Below are 15,817 nucleotides of genomic sequence, written 5' to 3'. Positions count from 1 at the left end.
AATCATTGTCATCTTATAATCTGTACCCTACACTTAAAGTAAAGTATTGATTTTTTCCTGTATTATTTACAAGGAAGTTATCGCTGTTTACTAAGCTATTGCTATTTGCAGACTCACCATCCTTAGGTGTGAAAGGAACAACAATTTTAGAGTCGTCTTCAAATACTTCTAAAAACCCTCTTGTAAAACGTGCTTCTATAAAAACACTCTCGTTAAAGTGATATCCTATACCTCCAAAAACAGAGAAGTCTATAGACTTATAATTTTCAGACTGCAATGGGTCAGATATTTTTATTCCTGCTTGTGGACCAGCAATTACAAAAAGCTGATTGAAATTTATTCTTAAACCTAATGGTAATTGTAAGTTATCAAAACGTGTTCCTTCGTATTTATTACCTTGAGAAGAAAACGCAAATTCTGGTTGAAAACTTATTTTATCATTAATCGGGAATTCGGCAAGAAATGCTACTGCAAATCCATAACGTCCTTCTTCGGCTCCAGTAGGTGCTTGTCTAGCGGTCTCGCCTGCTTGATTAAAGAGACTAAACTCATAACCGGTTATTTGACTATAGCTTAATCCAGCTTTAAAGCCAAGTCTTGCTCCTTGAGCAAACAATTGTGTACTGCATAAAAATGCAAAGAATAATAAAGAAAGTACTAGTTTTTTCATATCAATAATATAATAGTCGTTAATAACATTTTAAGTCGCTGGGAAACTACTAGAATGTAAAGATAAATGCTATATATTAGATAATATGGCTTTTAAACTACAAAGCTATTTACACACTATAAAAAACAACATACAATCGATAAGGTGCACTTTAAGACTTAAAGTCTATAACCAACACCTAATTGTATTACTGCATTTTTACCTTCAAGGTTTGAGAAAGTTGTTCCTCCTCCATTACTAAAGGTTGTACTGTTGTTATCTTGAAAAATATCTGTTAATCCTAGCGTATATCTAGCTTCAATAAATATATTAGATTTAAAAATATATCCTATACCTCCAAATGCCGAAGCTTCAAAGTTTGCAAATTCACCAGATCTATCTGGATTCCAAACCCTCACACCTATTTGTGGCCCTAGATTTACATATAAATCGCTTATTTCTAATTTAAGACCAAGTGGAAGATTTAAATAATCAAGTCTAAAGCTCTCTAAATTTTTACCCTGTTGTGAGAAGATAAATTCTGGAACAAAACTTAACTTTTCAGTAAGTGGAATATCAACTAAAAAACCTACAAAATAACCTGTACGTTTTCCATCAAGTTGATCTTCTATCGTATTTGCCGCAGAAGAACCATCATTACTAAACTCAAAGCTATTAACATCTGAGAAGTTAATTCCGGCTTTAAATCCAGATGTAACTTGAGCATTTACAGCGGTAAACACAAATAAACTAAAGACAATTGTACTGAGTAATAATTTTTTCATTTATCGAATTTTCAGAGGGTTAGGACACAAATATACATCATTTTATTTATGTTAACATTTGTTTTGAAAGATATAAACTTTTGATAATACCATCTGCAAGACCAATTTTTGGGACAATAATTTGCTTTGCTTTTGACGACTTCATTGCTTGTAGGTATATTCTTAAAGCTGGTATTATAACGTCTGCACGGTCTGGATTAAGCTGTAATTCTATCACGCGTTGCTCGTAGCTCATATCACTTAAATCTTTGTATAGTTGTGATAAGAATAAATATGATAACGTTTTACCTGGTTTTTTTGTACTCAGTTTAAACACTTTATTAATGTTACCTCCAGAGCCTATAAGGTCTATGTGATTAAAATCTTTACAGTGCTGATGTATCCAGTTTTTAAATACCTCCCAATCTTCTGAAGAAACCAAATCATTAAGAAGTCTTACTGTTCCTATTTTAAAGGACCTTGAGGCTACAACTTTACCCATATGGTAAATAGTTATCTCTGTGCTTCCACCTCCTACATCTACGTAGATGTATGTTCTATCTTCTTTTATAAAACTTTGAAGATCTGTAGCGGCGATAATTTGTGCCTCTTCTTCTCCGTCTATAATTTCAATATTAATATTTGAGGTTTCTTTTATTTTTTTCGCGAAAGCGTGACCATTTTTTGCATCTCTCATCGCACTGGTAGCACAGGCACGGTATTCTTTTACCTGGTGTGCATTCATAAGTAGTCTAAAGGCTTTCATCGCATCTTCCATACGTGCCTGATTTTTCAAAGAGATTTCTCCATTAATAAAGACATCTTCTCCTAGGCGTATGGGCACGCGTACTAAGGCATTTTTTCTAAATAATGTGGGCCCGTTTTCTTGCTCAATTATATTTGCAACAAGTAATCTAATTGCATTAGAACCTATATCTATTGCAGCGTATTTTAATATGTTAAGCACTATAAGTCTGTGAGTTTGTTTACGTAATAATCATAAGTAGCAAATTGTGATCTCACGAATGGTAATTCGTCTTTTTTGTACTTATTATCCATTTGTTTGTTAAGAACGCGCGCCTTTACATTATCACTCCACGATATCTCGTGTGTATCTATAATTTCTTGCTTTACATCTTCATCATAAATAGGGACAGAAACCTCTACCCTATTATCTAGATTACGACTCATCCAGTCTGATGATGATAAGAATACCTTTTCTTCTCCAGCAGTACCAAAAATGTATACTCTAGGGTGCTCTAAGAACTTATCTATAATACTTATAACCTCAATGTTTTCGCTCATACCAGGAACGTCTGGAATGAGACAACAAATACCACGAACAATCATTTTTATTTTTACCCCAGCCTGACTTGCTTCATATAGCTTATCTATAATATCATAGTTTGAGATACTGTTGAGCTTAAGTCTTATAAGGCCTTCTCCCCCATTTTGAACCACCTCTATTTGCTCTTGAATGAGCTTATACATTCTTGTACGTGAGTAGTGTGGAGACACTACTAAATGTTTGTACTTATTTACTATATAATTTGTGTCAAAAAAGTTAAAGAGTTTTGAGAGGTCTTTAAGTATTTCTTTATTTGCTGTAAATAGTGTGTAATCTGTATATATACGTGCTGTAGCGTGGTTAAAATTACCCGTACTTATAAAACCATAGCGTACAATTTTACCTTCTTCTTCACGCTCAATCACACAGACTTTACTGTGTACTTTAAGACCAGGTACGCCAAATATGAGTCGTACTCCTTCATTTTGCATTTTTTTTGCGTAGCGCATATTTGACTCTTCGTCAAATCTTGCTCTAAGCTCAATCTGTACGGTTACTTCTTTACCGTTTTGAGCCGCATTTATTAATGCGCTAGCTATACTTGAAAGCTTTGCAAGCCTATAAATAGTGATTTTTATAGATCTCACTTTTGGATCTAAAGCAGCTTCTCTAAGAAACTTGATGGTATATGAGAAACTTTGATAGGGAGTATATTGTAAGAAATCTTTTTTTGCAACTATAGAAAATAGATTGTCTTCGAGACTTATACCTGGTATGGGTAATGGCTTTACACTAGGGTAATAAAGTTCTTGCCTACCAAATGTAGGGAAGTTCATATAATCCTTACGGTTATGATAACGCCCGCCAGGTATAATACTATCCTTACGTTTAATACCCAATTTATTAAGTAAAAATTGTAGGGTCTCATCCTCTATTGTTTTATCAAAAACAAAACGTACAGGCTCACCATCTTCTCTCCCCTTTACACTACGAGTGAGTTTCTCTAAAAAACTCTTACCAAGATCTGACTCAATATCTAACTCTGCATCACGAGTAATTTTAATCATATGTGCAGAGATACTGTCGTACTCAAAAATGCTAAAAATGGTATCTAGATTATAACGAATCAAATCATCTAGAATCATTATATAATCTTTACCATCTACCTGTGGGAGTACCACAAAGCGGTCTAATGAACTAGGAATCTCCAGAAGTGCATATAGCGGTTTTTGCTCCTCTGTAAGATTCATCTTTACCATAAGGTAGGCATCAAGGTCTTGTATACGTGGCAATTCTAAATCCTCACGTAATATAATAGTCTCTACCGCAAGGGCTACTTTATCTGTAAAAAAGTCTTTTATAAATGCCTTATGCTCAGGAAGTGTTACCTCCTCCTCAGTAAGCATATAAATATTTTGTTCTTCTAGCTTTTTGTAAATATCTTCTAGAATCTGGAGACTTTCTGTCTGTTGCTCAATAACAATCTCGGTTATTTTACCGAGCAACTCCTCGGCAGAGTATACTCCTAGTGCTTTTCTACCCGTTTTACCCGCATCTACAATTCTACGTACGGTAGCATATCGTACTTTAAAAAACTCATCTAAGTTATTTGAAAAAATCCCCAAAAACCTAAAGCGTTCTATAAGCGGCACACTCTCATCTGCTGCTTCTTGCAACACACGTGCGTTAAACTGTAACCAGCTTAGTTCTCTATTTATATACCTGTTTTCTTTAGTTTGCGTCATTTTAAAGTTCTTTTGGAGCCTTATGATAAATTGTCTTTCCGGGTATTAAATCTTGCCAATTATGAATCTCAAATGTGATAGCCGTAAATGCTGCAGTAGCTACATTATCTACTCGTAAATCACCGTAGGAATTTACAAAATTTGTCATTGCATTATTATGACCAAAAACCATAAGTGTATCTACCTCATCACCTACACTCTTTATCACCTCAACCACATCACGTCCTTCAAAATCGTACATTTTATGATTAAGTATAATCTCTTTATCTGGAATAGTAAATGCCTTTGCAAAAAATACTGCAGTAGTCTTTGCTCTTAAGGCGTCACTGCTCATTAAAAGATCTGGCTTAGGCATTGTAGCCGCAATATGTGCCGCCATTTTTGGTCCATCTTCAAGGCCTCGCTCATTGAGCGGTCGCTCGTGGTCTATTACATCAAATTTCCAACTTGACTTTGCGTGTCGTACTAGGTATAATGTTTTCATATCAAGGTGCTAGTCGCTCTATTATCCAGTTATCACCTTCTTTACGATAGCGCACACGGTCGTGTAATCTACTTGGTCTACCTTGCCAGAACTCAACTGTAACTGGTTTTATAATGTAACCACCCCAGTGTGAGGGACGCTGTATATCTTGATTTTTATATTTCGCTTTAAGCGAAATCATCTTTTCCTCAAGAACAGTTCTATCTTTTATAACAGTGCTTTGGTCTGAAACTAAAGCCCCTAGCTGACTGTCTTTAGGTCTATTATTAAAATATGCATCCGAACGAGCGTCTGAAACTTTTTCTATATCACCTTTTATAATGACTTGTCTCTCTAAATTAGGCCAAAAGAAAGAAACACCCACTTTAGGATGTTGTGCGATACTCACTCCTTTCTCACTCGTGTAGTTTGTGTAGAATACAAATCCCTGCTGGTCATATTCTTTAAGAAGTACAATTCTTGATTTTGGAAAACCGTCATCGCCTAGCGTGGCAATAGTCATCGCGTTAGGCTCTGCAATACCTCCAGCTTCTTCTACCTCTTTAAACCAAGTTTTAAATTGATCTATAGGATGTTGTGCGACGTTTTGTATAAGTAACTCGCCTTTTTCGTATGATTTTCTGTAGTCGTGTAAGTCCCTGTTCATTGTAGTAAATGTACAAAGACCGCTATAAAATTAAAAGTGGAAGTGGCAGTATTATTTCCTCATAAACCCTTTCTTTATCAAGAGTTTTCTCACCTTATCATTGTGTTTTCTAATACGGGTAAATTCTTCATAGTCCATATCATCATCATCAAAATCTTCTGCACCAAACTGCCCCTCAAAATTTTCAAGCATTTCTACCTGATCTCTATCTATATTATACCTGCGGTGCTCAGTGTATCCATCTGCATTTAAAAAGTACTCACAGATATATTGATCTTCAAAAATGAAAACCTTAAACGCAATACTTATGCTATCCTTTACAGAGGTAGAACCGTAGGTTTTATTAACTTTTTTAAGACGTATATCTGGATTAACAAGAAACAGGTTACGAGGGATTAAACCATCAAAATGTACTTGTAATCTTGCTAAAATAGGTTTTGCTATTTTCTTTACTTCTTCTTCCATCATAATCTTTTTTTAAAAGGTAAAATTCTTACCATCGTCACCTAGGTGTACATTTTCAAAGTAGGGTGTGGCTTCTTTTATAAATTCTTGTAAATCACCATATCGTACAGAGTAGTGACCTAATATTAAATTTTTTACTCCAGCCATAGCTGCTATTTGAGCTGCTTGTGCTGCTGTACTGTGCCCAGTAGGTTTACACAAGTGTGCGTGACTTTCTAGAAATGTAGCCTCGTGATACAATGCTGTTGCCCCTTGTATTTGTGGTACAATTTCTTCATAATAAGCAGTATCACTACAATAAGCATAACTTTTAGGTTGCGGCGGATCAAAGGTGAGTTGTTCATTTTTTACAACTGTCCCGTTATCTAATGTGATATCTCCCCCCTGCTTTATTTTATTATAATATGCACGATCTATATCTAGTTTTAAACAAGCAGTTATATCTAGCTTGCGCTCACCTAGTTTTTCTTCAAAGTAAAAACCATTTGTATAGATGCGATGCTTGAGTGGTATAGTGGTTACCGTAATCTCTTCATTTTCTAAAATCACTTCTGGCTCCTTACTTGTTATTTCACGAAAGTGTAAGGGATAGCTTGTAAATCCTTTTGTGAGTTTTAATTGCAGTAAGATAAGCTCTTTTATACCCTTAGGTCCATAAATGGTAAGTGGTGCAGTACGTTTAAGTAAACTAAAAGTTGTTATCACGCCCATAAGACCAAAAAAATGATCACCGTGCAGGTGTGATATAAAAATGTGTTTAATACGGGCAAACTTAATCTTATTGCGTCGTAAGGCTACTTGAGTACCTTCACCACAGTCTATGAGAAATAGATTGTTGCGTATTTCTAAAACTTGAGAGGTGGGGTTTTTATAACTACCGGGCGCAGCTGCATAACAACCTAATATGGTAAGATGTAGATTGCTAGACATTATATTACTTTTTAAAAACCGAGATCACGCTCTATCTCTTCCATCGCGATAATATCTCCAGCCTCTTCTAGCGTAGGGACTACCACCATCTCGTCTGGTACAAGGTCATAATCTATACCTGTATTTACAATCACATAAGAGAGCTTACCACCACGCTGGTAGTTAGACAGTTTTATAAACTGCACTAGCTGGTCTAGAGTGAGGTTCTCATACTTTAATAAATCTATAACAAGATTTTTTTTATCGTAATGTAATGGTACTATTTTCTCCAGATACATCGCAAAGTCTAACACGTCATCACGCTCGTCTCCTAGTATAGTGTATGTATCTTTTTCTATAATTTTCATTATTGCTTAATTTTTGACGCAAGTAAATAGATGACAGCCATCCTCACGGCTACCCCATTTTGTACTTGATCTAGAATAATAGCCTGGTCTGAGTCTGCAACATCACTGGTAATCTCTACACCTCGATTTATAGGACCTGGGTGCATTATTACAATTTCTTTATTGAGTGAGTTAAGCAGTTGTTTATTGACTCCATACTGCTGGGTGTACTCTCTAGTACTAGGGAAGTAACTTATGTCCATACGCTCGTTTTGTACTCTAAGCATATTTGCCACATCACACCACTCTAGTGCTTTTCTTAAATCTAGTTCTACCTCAACGCCTAGTGACTCAATGTACTTAGGCATTAATGTTTTGGGTCCACAAACTTTTACATTTGCTCCTTGTAGCTTAAGGGCATAAATATTTGAGAGTGCTACTCTACTGTGCAAAATATCGCCCACTATAACCACGTTTTTTCCAGCAACGTCACCTAGTTTCTCACGTATAGAGTAACTATCTAGTAGCGCTTGCGTAGGGTGCTCGTGTGCTCCATCTCCAGCGTTTACAATACTTGCCTTAATATGTTTTGATAAAAATATACCTGCTCCAGGATTAGGGTGACGCATTACCACCATATCTACCTTCATAGATAAGATGTTATTTACGGTATCTATAAGTGTTTCTCCCTTCTTAACAGAGGAGGCTGCAGCAGAGAAGTTAATTACGTCTGCACTTAGTCTCTTTTCGGCTAGCTCAAAAGAGAGCTTTGTACGGGTGCTGTTTTCAAAAAATAGATTTGCGATGGTAATATCACGCAAAGAAGGAACTTTTTTAATAGGTCTATTAATCACTTCCTTAAAATGATCTGCCGTTTTAAAAATAAGTTCAATATCTGCAGCAGTGATATATTTAATACCCAGCAAATGGTTGACACTAAGCTCACTCATACTCAAAAATTAGCTTTTTACAAGATATACGGTGTCTTCGCCTTCATTTTCTTTCCAGCACACCTTTACTTTTTCTTCGTTTATGGCATCTACCTGTCTCCCTTTGTAATCTGGTTGTATAGGTAGGTGTCGAGAGAACCTTCTATCTATAAGACATAGTAGCTCTACCTCTTCTGGACGTCCAAAGCTTTGTACTGCAGTAAGAGCAGCATTAATGCTTCTACCTGTATAAAGAACGTCATCTATAAAGACTACCTTTTTCTTTTCTACTACAAAATCAATCTTGGTCTTATTTGCTTCTAGCGTCTTCTCTGTTCTTCTAAAATCATCTCTATAAAAAGTGATATCAAGATAGCCTAGCCTTATTTCTTCTATGGCATATTCTTCTATTAATAACTTTTTAATACGTTCGGCTAAGTAGACACCTCTGGGCTGTATACCTATTAAAACGGTTTCTTTAAAATCTAGATGATTCTCAATGAGTTGACAAGCCAGACGATTGAGAATGATGTTGATCTCTGTCGCGTTAAGAAGTACTTTTTGGCTCATAGATATTTCCGAAATCTGTTCGGAGGACAAAGTTACACAATATTAAGGTTTACTGGTAGGGTTTGTTACGCTTTCGCGAAAGCGTACTCTGCAACCCCTTCTCTAAAAAAAGAAAGCACCACCATACGGTAGTGCTTTCACCATTTATATAATTATTAATTAATAATAACTACAATGTCTATAATGGCTTTATGTTTTTATGCTTAGAATCCAGCTTGTAATACTACAGAAGCGTTACCAGTTCCTGTTTGAGAAACTGTACTTGTGTTACCTGTACCTAACTGACCTACTAGAGACCCGTTAGACGTACCGTCTTGTAATACTGTAGATACGTTTCCTGCTCCAAATTGACCTACTAAAGAAAGGTTTGCAGTTCCTAATTGATCTACTTCAGACTGGTTACCTGTTCCCATCTGTAAAACTCCAGATAAGTTATTAGTACCTTGCTGTGCTGTATCTGCAAAGTTTGAAGTACCGTCTTGAGCAATAACACTTAAGTTAGAATCTCCACCTTGATAAACACGTGCAACATTTGAATCACCTAGTTGTGATACAAAAGACACCTGGCTCTCACCTAACTGGCTTACACGAGTATCATTTCCGTCTCCTACTTGAAAAACGTCAGAGCTACTATTATTACTTACTTGAGAAACAAAATTTAAGTTTCCGTTACCTTGTTGGTCTACTTCAGAAAAGTTAGAATCTCCAGTCTGGATTACTTCAGAGCTATTACCATTACCTTGCTGTGCTGTATCTGCAAAGTTGCTATCTCCTGTAGAAAATATAGAACTGTCGTTGTTATTACCACCTTGGTACGTACGTGCAATGTTTGAGTTACCTTGTGCGTCTACCTCAGAAGAGTTTCCGTCTCCAAACTGATCTACTGTAGAATCATTAAGAGTTCCTTGTTGAGCAGTATCTGCAAAGTTTCCGTTTCCAGAAGAAAGAATTGTACTAGTGTTAGACTGTCCACCTTGGTATACTCTTGCAACGTTAGAGTTACCTTGCGCATCTACTTCAGAAAAGTTAGAATCTCCAACCTGGCTTACGATAGCGTCGTTATCATTTCCATTTTGAGCAGTGTCTGCAAAGTTAAAATCTCCGTCTTGACCTACAACACTTGCATTACCATCTCCTACTTGACTTACAACAGCCTCATTGTCATTAGATAGTTGTCCAGGAGTTGCAGAGTATTGATTAATTACAGAAGAGTTTCCTACTCCATCTTGTAATAAACGAGCCTCGTTGTCATTACCTACACGTGTCACAGCACCGTTACTAGATACTTGACCTTGGTTAACTCTAGAAGAGTTGTGACTTCCTGTTTGTAATACTTCAAAGTTGTTATCATCTCCACCTTGACTATTTACATTACGGTTGTTTCTACCTAGAGATACTACCTCTGCAGTGTTATTGTCCCCCTTAGTAACTAGTTTGTTGTTGTTAATAGATCCTACTTGTAATACTGTAGAAAGGTTTGCATCTCCTACTTGCTCTACAGAGCTTACATTGTCTTGCGCTACAACTGTTGTAGCAAATACTAGCGCCGCAGCACTGATCATTAATTTTTTCATAGTATAAAAAATTAGATTAATAAATAAATGGTTAATAAATACAGTCTATCTCTACTATTTTACAATAGTATGGAGTGCACTAATGTGCGCTTAATCAATTTACTACGGGGGAGGACGTTGAGATACAAACTAAAGGGGGAAGGCGTTTGATCTTTATCAACATTGTAAAGCTAAAACAGAATGCTAAACAAAAAGTAAATTCTTACAATTTTTCGATAACGTGAGAAAATTCTTTTTAAACACTCGATTAATAGCTACGTTTTCAACGTTTTACGAATTTAACATTAACTACTTTTTAAAAAATTTAGCAATTTATTTTGATGATTATTCTTACAAAAATGAATTAATAAAGCCTAGATCTGCTGTTTTTGTTTAATGCCTTGATTATCAAAACGCGAGCTTAGATGAAGAGAAGATCTTTTTACGCTTTCGCGAAAGCGTATAGATACCTAACTTCGTAACTCATCTTATTTTACACATTATGTCGCAAACTAAAACCTGGTGGAAAGAAGGTATTGTATACCAGATTTACCCTAGATCTTTTAATGACACTACCGGAAATGGTATAGGAGATTTACGTGGTATTATAGAAAAACTAGATTATATAGCAAGTCTTGGTGTTACCATTATATGGTTAAACCCTATATATGACTCGCCAAATGATGATAATGGGTACGACATACGTGATTATCGCAAGATAATGGCAGAGTTTGGCACTATGGAAGATTTTGATGAGCTACTCTCTGGTATGAAAGAAAGAGGGTTACGTCTCATTATGGATCTTGTAGTTAATCACTGCAGTGATGAGCACAAGTGGTTTAAAGAGAGTAGATCTTCTAGAGATAATGCCTATCGAGATTACTTTCACTGGTGGCCTGCCGAAAAAGGAACGCCGCCTAAAAGATGGAGCTACTTTGATGTAGAACAAAATGCCTGGAAATATGATGAGCAAACAGATGCTTACTACCTACACTACTTTGCCGTAAAGCAACCAGATCTTAAGTGGGAAAACCCAGCCGTGCGCAAGGAGGTATATGATATGATGCATTTCTGGTTTAAAAAAGGAGTAGATGGTTTCCGTATGGATGTTATTCCCTTTATAAGTAAAGACACTAGCTATCCAGAGATTAATGCGACAGAGCCGCACGAGTATATTGCCTATTATGCAAATGGGCCTAAGGTACACGAGTATCTTAATGAACTTAATACAGAGGTAATCTCAAAGTATGATGCATTTACCGTAGGTGAAGGTCCTGGCATAGCTATAGACCAAGCGCTGGATTTTGTACACGAGGATCGTAAGGAGATGGATATGTTCTTTCACTTTGACTTGATGAGCCTAGATAGAGCTCCTGGAGAAGTTTTTAAAATGAGGGAAGGAGGATATAGTCTTGTGGAATTTAAAAAAGTATTTAGTGACTGGGATGCTGCTTTTCAAAAAGCTGGATGGGGCTCCTTATTTCTCGCAAACCACGACTTCCCAAGGTCTGTAAGCCGCTGGGGGAATGATAGTCCAGAACACTGGAAAAACAGCGCTACCCTACTCCACACCTTTTTACTCACTATGCGAGGTACCCCCTACTTCTATCAAGGTGATGAGATAGGTATGACTAATGTATGCTTTACAGATATAGAAGATTATAGAGATATAAATACAATAAATAGGTATAAAACTGTACAAAATCGAGGTGGCGATCTAGAAGCCTTTATGCAAAGTGAGCAACACGCAGCTAGAGAAAATGCACGCACACCTATGCAATGGGATACAAGCACAAATGCTGGATTTACAAGCGCAACTCCCTGGATAAAAGTAAATCCAGATTATGAAAATGGAGTAAATGTAGAAGCACAGCTTAAAACCAAGCATTCTGTTCTTTCTTATTTTAAAGATATTACTGCACTTAGACAAACGCACCCAGCGCTAGTATATGGAGATTATGAGTGCATACGGCCAGAGCACGAGCGTGTATACTGCTATACAAGAACCCAAGAGGACCAGAGGTTCCTTATCCTTCTCAATTTTTCTAACGAGGTGGAGCGATTCTCATTACCCTTATCATTAAGTTACAATAGAAAGATAAAACTCATCTCAAATGACAAGATACTTGATGATAAAACTTTTAAAGAATTCTTATTAAGACCTTGGCAAGCTATTGTATATAAATTAGAAAACTAGTAGTCTGATAGTACAAATATCGCAATACCAATAAATACAATAATTTGTAGCCATTTTAAGACAACCCCAGCTTTCTCACTGGTGCGTAGTATATGTGATATTTTACCAGCAACAATAGCTATAGATCCAAAAATCAAAAACGACTCTACCATAAATACAATACCTAACACATAAAATTGAAACACCGTATTACCCTCAGGATCCCAGAGAAAACCTGGGAAAAACGCTAGAAAAAATATGGTGACCTTGGGGTTAAGGATATTCATAAGTACGCCCTGTTTAAAGAGTGCGAGATATGTTTTCTTTGGCGCTGCTTCTGCTAGGTTTATAGTACTATCACTTTTAAACACTTTGTAAGCCAGGTAGAGTAAGTAAACTGCCCCTACAATTTTTATTGCGAGAAACAGATAAGGAGAAGCTGCTATAATTGCAGAGAGTCCAAAGGCAACTAGCGTTGTATGCACAATGCAACCCGTAATAAGCCCAGCTGTAGTTGCTAGTCCAGATTTACTCCCATTTGCAATACTCTGAGTAAGTACATATATATTATCTGGTCCAGGCGAAAATGCTAGTAAGGCAGTTGCTGCAAGAAAGGCTAGTAAAGATGCTATCACAGATAGGTAGGTTTATGAAGCCCTAAAATAAGGAAAAAGCAAACACGATTACCACTGTCGTTCTTTCCACATTGTGTAAAAACCTAAAACTAGTAACAAGCCCGCAACTGCAAGTTTGAGCCATTGTGGAATAAATGCAGCCACATCTGGCTTCATTACAAAAAGCATAACGGCAATGGAGGCAAAAATAAGTTTGTGAGAATTTCTCATAGTTATAAATAAAAACTTGTAGACGAGAGTTGTTTCTTATCCTTTCGCTAGTATTGCTTTATTTATGTCTTTTATGAGACTTGGCCCTTCATACACAAAGCCAGTATATAATTGTACCAGCGAGGCACCAGCTTCTATTTTATCTAGCGCATCTTGCGCACTGTGTATACCACCTACCCCTATAATAGGAAATGATCTATTACTCTTATCTGCTAGATATTTTATAACTCTTGTAGAGCGATCTGTTACAGGTTTACCACTTAAACCACCGTTACCTATCTCTTCTAGTCTAGCATCTGTAACTTTAAGTCCCTCACGATTTACAGATGTATTACTCGCTATTACACCATCTAGGCCTGTGTCTTTTACAAGTCCCACAATCTCATCTAGTTGCTGGTCATTTAGATCTGGTGCGATTTTAAGAACAATAGGGCGCTGTATCTCATAAGACGCATTTGCTTTTTGTACTGCTTGTATAAGCTCTTCTAGGTAATCCTTATCATTAAGCTTTGCGTGACTAGATACATTAGGACAACTTACATTGAGTACAAAGTAATCTACCACGGGATGTAACTCGTGAAAACACGTAAGATAGTCCTCTGTATAATCTTTTGGGTCTGTGTCGGTATTTTTACCTATGTTCCCTCCTATTATAATAGAATTATTTTTTCTAGTCTTAAGTCGCTTTGCTGCTTCTTTTACACCGCCATTGTTAAATCCCATTCTGTTTATGAGACCTTGATCTTCTTTTAGTCTAAAGAGGCGTTGCTTTGGGTTTCCTTCTTGAGCTCTAGGCGTGACCGTACCTATCTCTATAAAACCAAAACCAAGATCCCCTAGCTCATTAAAAAGTTTTGCATCTTTATCAAACCCTGCGGCAAGACCTACGGGGTTTTTAAAGGTAAGACCTAATACTTTTCTCTCTAGGCGCTTATCTTCTACTTTACCCATATTATTGAGTATTCCAGAAAGTCCGAGTTTATGCAGTCGTTTTATCCATCTAAAGGTAAAATAGTGCACTTTTTCTGGATCAAAAGAAAATAGAATCGGGCGTATAAGGAGTTTGTACATTTCGGTGATTTCTGTGGTGCAAAAATACTCCAAAAAGAGGTATTTTTGAAGTAGAACTGAATGATGATTTTTACGCTTTCGCGAAAGCGCACTCATAACCACCCACAATGATAGATAAAGACGCACTACTCAAAAGATTTATAAGCTACGTAACCACCTATACCGAAAGTGATCCCGCAAGTGACACAACCCCTAGTACTGAGTGCCAGTGGGACCTCGCAAGACAACTGCGTGATGAACTAGAAGCAATGGGGATGACAGAGGTTACTATAGATGAGAATGCATATGTAATGGCTACATTACCTAGCAATGTAGATTATGAGGTGCCAGTTATAGGGTTTGTCGCACACTTTGACACCACTCCAGATTTTACGGGTAAAGATGTAAAACCGCAAATATGGGAAAACTATGATGGAGGCGATCTTATGCTTAACAAGGAGCAGAATATTGTATTATCTCCAGATTATTTTGAAGATCTTAAACAATACAAAGGTCAAACTATTGTAACTACAGATGGTACTACCCTTCTAGGAGCAGATGATAAAGCTGGGATTACTGAGATTATGGAAGCAATGCAATACTTGCTGGCAAATCCTCAAGTAAAACACGGTAAGATACGTGTAGGCTTTACGCCAGATGAAGAAATAGGCCGCGGAGCGCATAAATTTGATGTAGATAAATTTGGAGCTGCCTGGGCATATACGATGGACGGTAGCCAGATAGGTGAACTTGAGTATGAAAATTTTAATGCCGCAGGTGCTGTGGTTACCATAGAGGGTAAAATAGTTCATCCCGGTTATGCAAAAGGTAAGATGGTAAACAGTATGTATATCGCTACAGATTATATAAATAGCTTACCTAGACTAGAAACTCCAGAGCATACCTCAGATAGAGAAGGATTCTTTCACCTTCATAATATAGAAGGGAGTGTAGATAGCACAAAACTTGAGTACATCATAAGAGATCACGATAAAGGACATTTTGAAGCTCGCAAAGCTATGATGGTACAACTAGCAGGTGAGCTTAATGCACAGCTAGAAAAAGAGCTCGTTACCGTTGAGGTAAAAGATCAATATTTTAATATGCGTGAAAAGGTAGAACCTGTAATGCACATTGTAGACATTGCAGAAGAAGCTATGAAGGCACTTGATATAGAGCCACTCATAAAACCTATACGTGGTGGTACAGATGGATCGCAACTATCTTTTATGGGATTACCTTGTCCTAATATTTTTGCTGGCGGTCATAACTTTCACGGTAGATATGAATATGTTCCTGTAGAGAGTATGATGAAGGCCGTTGAGGTCATTGTAAAAATTGCAGAGCTTACTGCTCAAAAGAAAGCATAACAGGTAGCAATCTATTTAAAAAGTAAA

17 protein-coding genes are annotated in these 15,817 nt (G+C 36.8%); 2 read left to right on the top strand and 15 right to left on the bottom strand.

Annotated elements, in window-relative coordinates; genetic code table 11:
- Nucleotides 1-13: 13 nt before the first annotated feature.
- From Q0948_RS07665 to Q0948_RS07610, 12 genes are all read right to left on the bottom strand, one after another.
- Nucleotides 14-670, bottom strand: coding sequence for a porin family protein (locus Q0948_RS07665; protein WP_298350931.1), 657 nt, complete (start codon nucleotides 668-670; stop codon nucleotides 14-16).
- Between the two features lie 158 nt (nucleotides 671-828).
- Nucleotides 829-1,434: a porin family protein gene (locus Q0948_RS07660; protein ID WP_298350934.1), complete on the bottom strand. Its 606-nt coding sequence runs from the start codon at nucleotides 1,432-1,434 to the stop codon at nucleotides 829-831.
- A 46-nt stretch (nucleotides 1,435-1,480) separates the two neighbouring features.
- Complete coding sequence (locus tag Q0948_RS07655; RefSeq protein ID WP_298350937.1) at nucleotides 1,481-2,380, bottom strand: rod shape-determining protein; 900 nt, start codon at nucleotides 2,378-2,380, stop codon at nucleotides 1,481-1,483.
- On the bottom strand, nucleotides 2,380-4,446 hold the full coding sequence (gene ppk1 / locus Q0948_RS07650) for a polyphosphate kinase 1 (RefSeq protein ID WP_298350940.1): 2,067 nt from the start codon (nucleotides 4,444-4,446) through the stop codon (nucleotides 2,380-2,382). Before ppk1 ends, Q0948_RS07655 begins: the two co-directional genes overlap by 1 nt.
- 1 nt (nucleotide 4,447) lies before the next feature.
- Complete coding sequence (locus Q0948_RS07645) at nucleotides 4,448-4,930, bottom strand: histidine phosphatase family protein (protein WP_298350944.1); 483 nt, start codon at nucleotides 4,928-4,930, stop codon at nucleotides 4,448-4,450.
- A 1-nt stretch (nucleotide 4,931) separates the two neighbouring features.
- Nucleotides 4,932-5,576 carry a pyridoxamine 5'-phosphate oxidase gene (pdxH, locus tag Q0948_RS07640; protein WP_298350948.1) on the bottom strand — a complete coding sequence of 215 codons (645 nt, stop codon included), beginning with the start codon at nucleotides 5,574-5,576 and terminating at the stop codon, nucleotides 4,932-4,934.
- 51 nt (nucleotides 5,577-5,627) lie between these two features.
- Nucleotides 5,628-6,044, bottom strand: a complete 417-nt coding sequence (locus tag Q0948_RS07635) for a hypothetical protein (RefSeq protein WP_298350950.1) — start codon at nucleotides 6,042-6,044, stop codon at nucleotides 5,628-5,630.
- 9 nt (nucleotides 6,045-6,053) lie between these two features.
- Nucleotides 6,054-6,971, bottom strand: a complete 918-nt coding sequence (locus tag Q0948_RS07630) for a ribonuclease Z (RefSeq protein WP_298350953.1) — start codon at nucleotides 6,969-6,971, stop codon at nucleotides 6,054-6,056.
- 11 nt (nucleotides 6,972-6,982) lie between these two features.
- Complete coding sequence (locus Q0948_RS07625) at nucleotides 6,983-7,318, bottom strand: ribonuclease Z (RefSeq protein WP_298350956.1); 336 nt, start codon at nucleotides 7,316-7,318, stop codon at nucleotides 6,983-6,985.
- Nucleotides 7,318-8,247: an aspartate carbamoyltransferase catalytic subunit gene (locus tag Q0948_RS07620; RefSeq protein ID WP_021779259.1), complete on the bottom strand. Its 930-nt coding sequence runs from the start codon at nucleotides 8,245-8,247 to the stop codon at nucleotides 7,318-7,320. Before Q0948_RS07620 ends, Q0948_RS07625 begins: the two co-directional genes overlap by 1 nt.
- A gap of 9 nt (nucleotides 8,248-8,256) precedes the next feature.
- Entirely contained in the window at nucleotides 8,257-8,796 is a 540-nt protein-coding gene (pyrR, locus tag Q0948_RS07615; protein ID WP_021779260.1) for a bifunctional pyr operon transcriptional regulator/uracil phosphoribosyltransferase PyrR, read from the bottom strand.
- A gap of 203 nt (nucleotides 8,797-8,999) precedes the next feature.
- Nucleotides 9,000-10,370 carry a hypothetical protein gene (locus Q0948_RS07610; protein WP_298350960.1) on the bottom strand — a complete coding sequence of 457 codons (1,371 nt, stop codon included), beginning with the start codon at nucleotides 10,368-10,370 and terminating at the stop codon, nucleotides 9,000-9,002.
- 481 nt (nucleotides 10,371-10,851) lie between these two features.
- Between Q0948_RS07610 and Q0948_RS07605 the strand changes: the two genes are divergently transcribed.
- Nucleotides 10,852-12,546: an alpha-glucosidase gene (locus Q0948_RS07605; protein ID WP_298350963.1), complete on the top strand. Its 1,695-nt coding sequence runs from the start codon at nucleotides 10,852-10,854 to the stop codon at nucleotides 12,544-12,546.
- Here the strand turns inward: Q0948_RS07605 and Q0948_RS07600 are convergent.
- Genes Q0948_RS07600 through Q0948_RS07590 form a run of 3 tightly spaced genes read right to left on the bottom strand, consistent with a single transcriptional unit; the run spans nucleotide 12,543 to nucleotide 14,441 of the window.
- Nucleotides 12,543-13,160, bottom strand: coding sequence for a LysE family translocator (locus Q0948_RS07600; RefSeq protein ID WP_298350966.1), 618 nt, complete (start codon nucleotides 13,158-13,160; stop codon nucleotides 12,543-12,545). The two genes, Q0948_RS07605 and Q0948_RS07600, sit on opposite strands and share 4 nt — an antisense overlap.
- Nucleotides 13,161-13,208: 48 nt before the next feature.
- Nucleotides 13,209-13,370 (bottom strand): hypothetical protein, encoded by a 162-nt coding sequence (locus Q0948_RS07595; RefSeq protein ID WP_298350969.1) that lies wholly within the window; start codon nucleotides 13,368-13,370, stop codon nucleotides 13,209-13,211.
- 36 nt (nucleotides 13,371-13,406) lie between these two features.
- Nucleotides 13,407-14,441: a quinone-dependent dihydroorotate dehydrogenase gene (locus Q0948_RS07590; protein ID WP_298351379.1), complete on the bottom strand. Its 1,035-nt coding sequence runs from the start codon at nucleotides 14,439-14,441 to the stop codon at nucleotides 13,407-13,409.
- A 107-nt stretch (nucleotides 14,442-14,548) separates the two neighbouring features.
- On the opposite strand from Q0948_RS07590, the gene pepT reads away from it, so the two are divergent.
- The gene (pepT, locus tag Q0948_RS07585; protein WP_298350972.1) at nucleotides 14,549-15,790 is read left to right on the top strand and encodes a peptidase T; all 1,242 of its coding nucleotides are present in this window, start codon (nucleotides 14,549-14,551) and stop codon (nucleotides 15,788-15,790) included.
- The last annotated feature ends 27 nt before the right edge of the window (nucleotides 15,791-15,817 follow it).

This window comes from uncultured Dokdonia sp. (assembly GCF_947496725.1).
Taxonomy (GTDB): domain Bacteria; phylum Bacteroidota; class Bacteroidia; order Flavobacteriales; family Flavobacteriaceae; genus Dokdonia.
This window is presented reverse-complemented; position numbering and strand designations above follow the sequence as displayed.

What these genes read in the sequence shown, in the direction of transcription:
- Q0948_RS07665 (WP_298350931.1), bottom strand. Translation starts at nt 670, where the DNA reads ATGAAAAAACTAGTACTTTCTTTATTATTCTTTGCATTTTTATGCAGT.
- Q0948_RS07660 (WP_298350934.1), bottom strand. Translation starts at nt 1,434, where the DNA reads ATGAAAAAATTATTACTCAGTACAATTGTCTTTAGTTTATTTGTGTTT.
- ppk1 (WP_298350940.1), bottom strand. Translation starts at nt 4,446, where the DNA reads ATGACGCAAACTAAAGAAAACAGGTATATAAATAGAGAACTAAGCTGG.
- Q0948_RS07645 (WP_298350944.1), bottom strand. Translation starts at nt 4,930, where the DNA reads ATGAAAACATTATACCTAGTACGACACGCAAAGTCAAGTTGGAAATTT.
- pdxH (WP_298350948.1), bottom strand. Translation starts at nt 5,576, where the DNA reads ATGAACAGGGACTTACACGACTACAGAAAATCATACGAAAAAGGCGAG.
- Q0948_RS07635 (WP_298350950.1), bottom strand. Translation starts at nt 6,044, where the DNA reads ATGATGGAAGAAGAAGTAAAGAAAATAGCAAAACCTATTTTAGCAAGA.
- Q0948_RS07630 (WP_298350953.1), bottom strand. Translation starts at nt 6,971, where the DNA reads ATGTCTAGCAATCTACATCTTACCATATTAGGTTGTTATGCAGCTGCG.
- Q0948_RS07625 (WP_298350956.1), bottom strand. Translation starts at nt 7,318, where the DNA reads ATGAAAATTATAGAAAAAGATACATACACTATACTAGGAGACGAGCGT.
- Q0948_RS07620 (WP_021779259.1), bottom strand. Translation starts at nt 8,247, where the DNA reads ATGAGTGAGCTTAGTGTCAACCATTTGCTGGGTATTAAATATATCACT.
- pyrR (WP_021779260.1), bottom strand. Translation starts at nt 8,796, where the DNA reads ATGAGCCAAAAAGTACTTCTTAACGCGACAGAGATCAACATCATTCTC.
- Q0948_RS07610 (WP_298350960.1), bottom strand. Translation starts at nt 10,370, where the DNA reads ATGAAAAAATTAATGATCAGTGCTGCGGCGCTAGTATTTGCTACAACA.
- Q0948_RS07605 (WP_298350963.1), top strand. Translation starts at nt 10,852, where the DNA reads ATGTCGCAAACTAAAACCTGGTGGAAAGAAGGTATTGTATACCAGATT.
- Q0948_RS07595 (WP_298350969.1), bottom strand. Translation starts at nt 13,370, where the DNA reads ATGAGAAATTCTCACAAACTTATTTTTGCCTCCATTGCCGTTATGCTT.
- Q0948_RS07590 (WP_298351379.1), bottom strand. Translation starts at nt 14,441, where the DNA reads ATGTACAAACTCCTTATACGCCCGATTCTATTTTCTTTTGATCCAGAA.
- pepT (WP_298350972.1), top strand. Translation starts at nt 14,549, where the DNA reads ATGATAGATAAAGACGCACTACTCAAAAGATTTATAAGCTACGTAACC.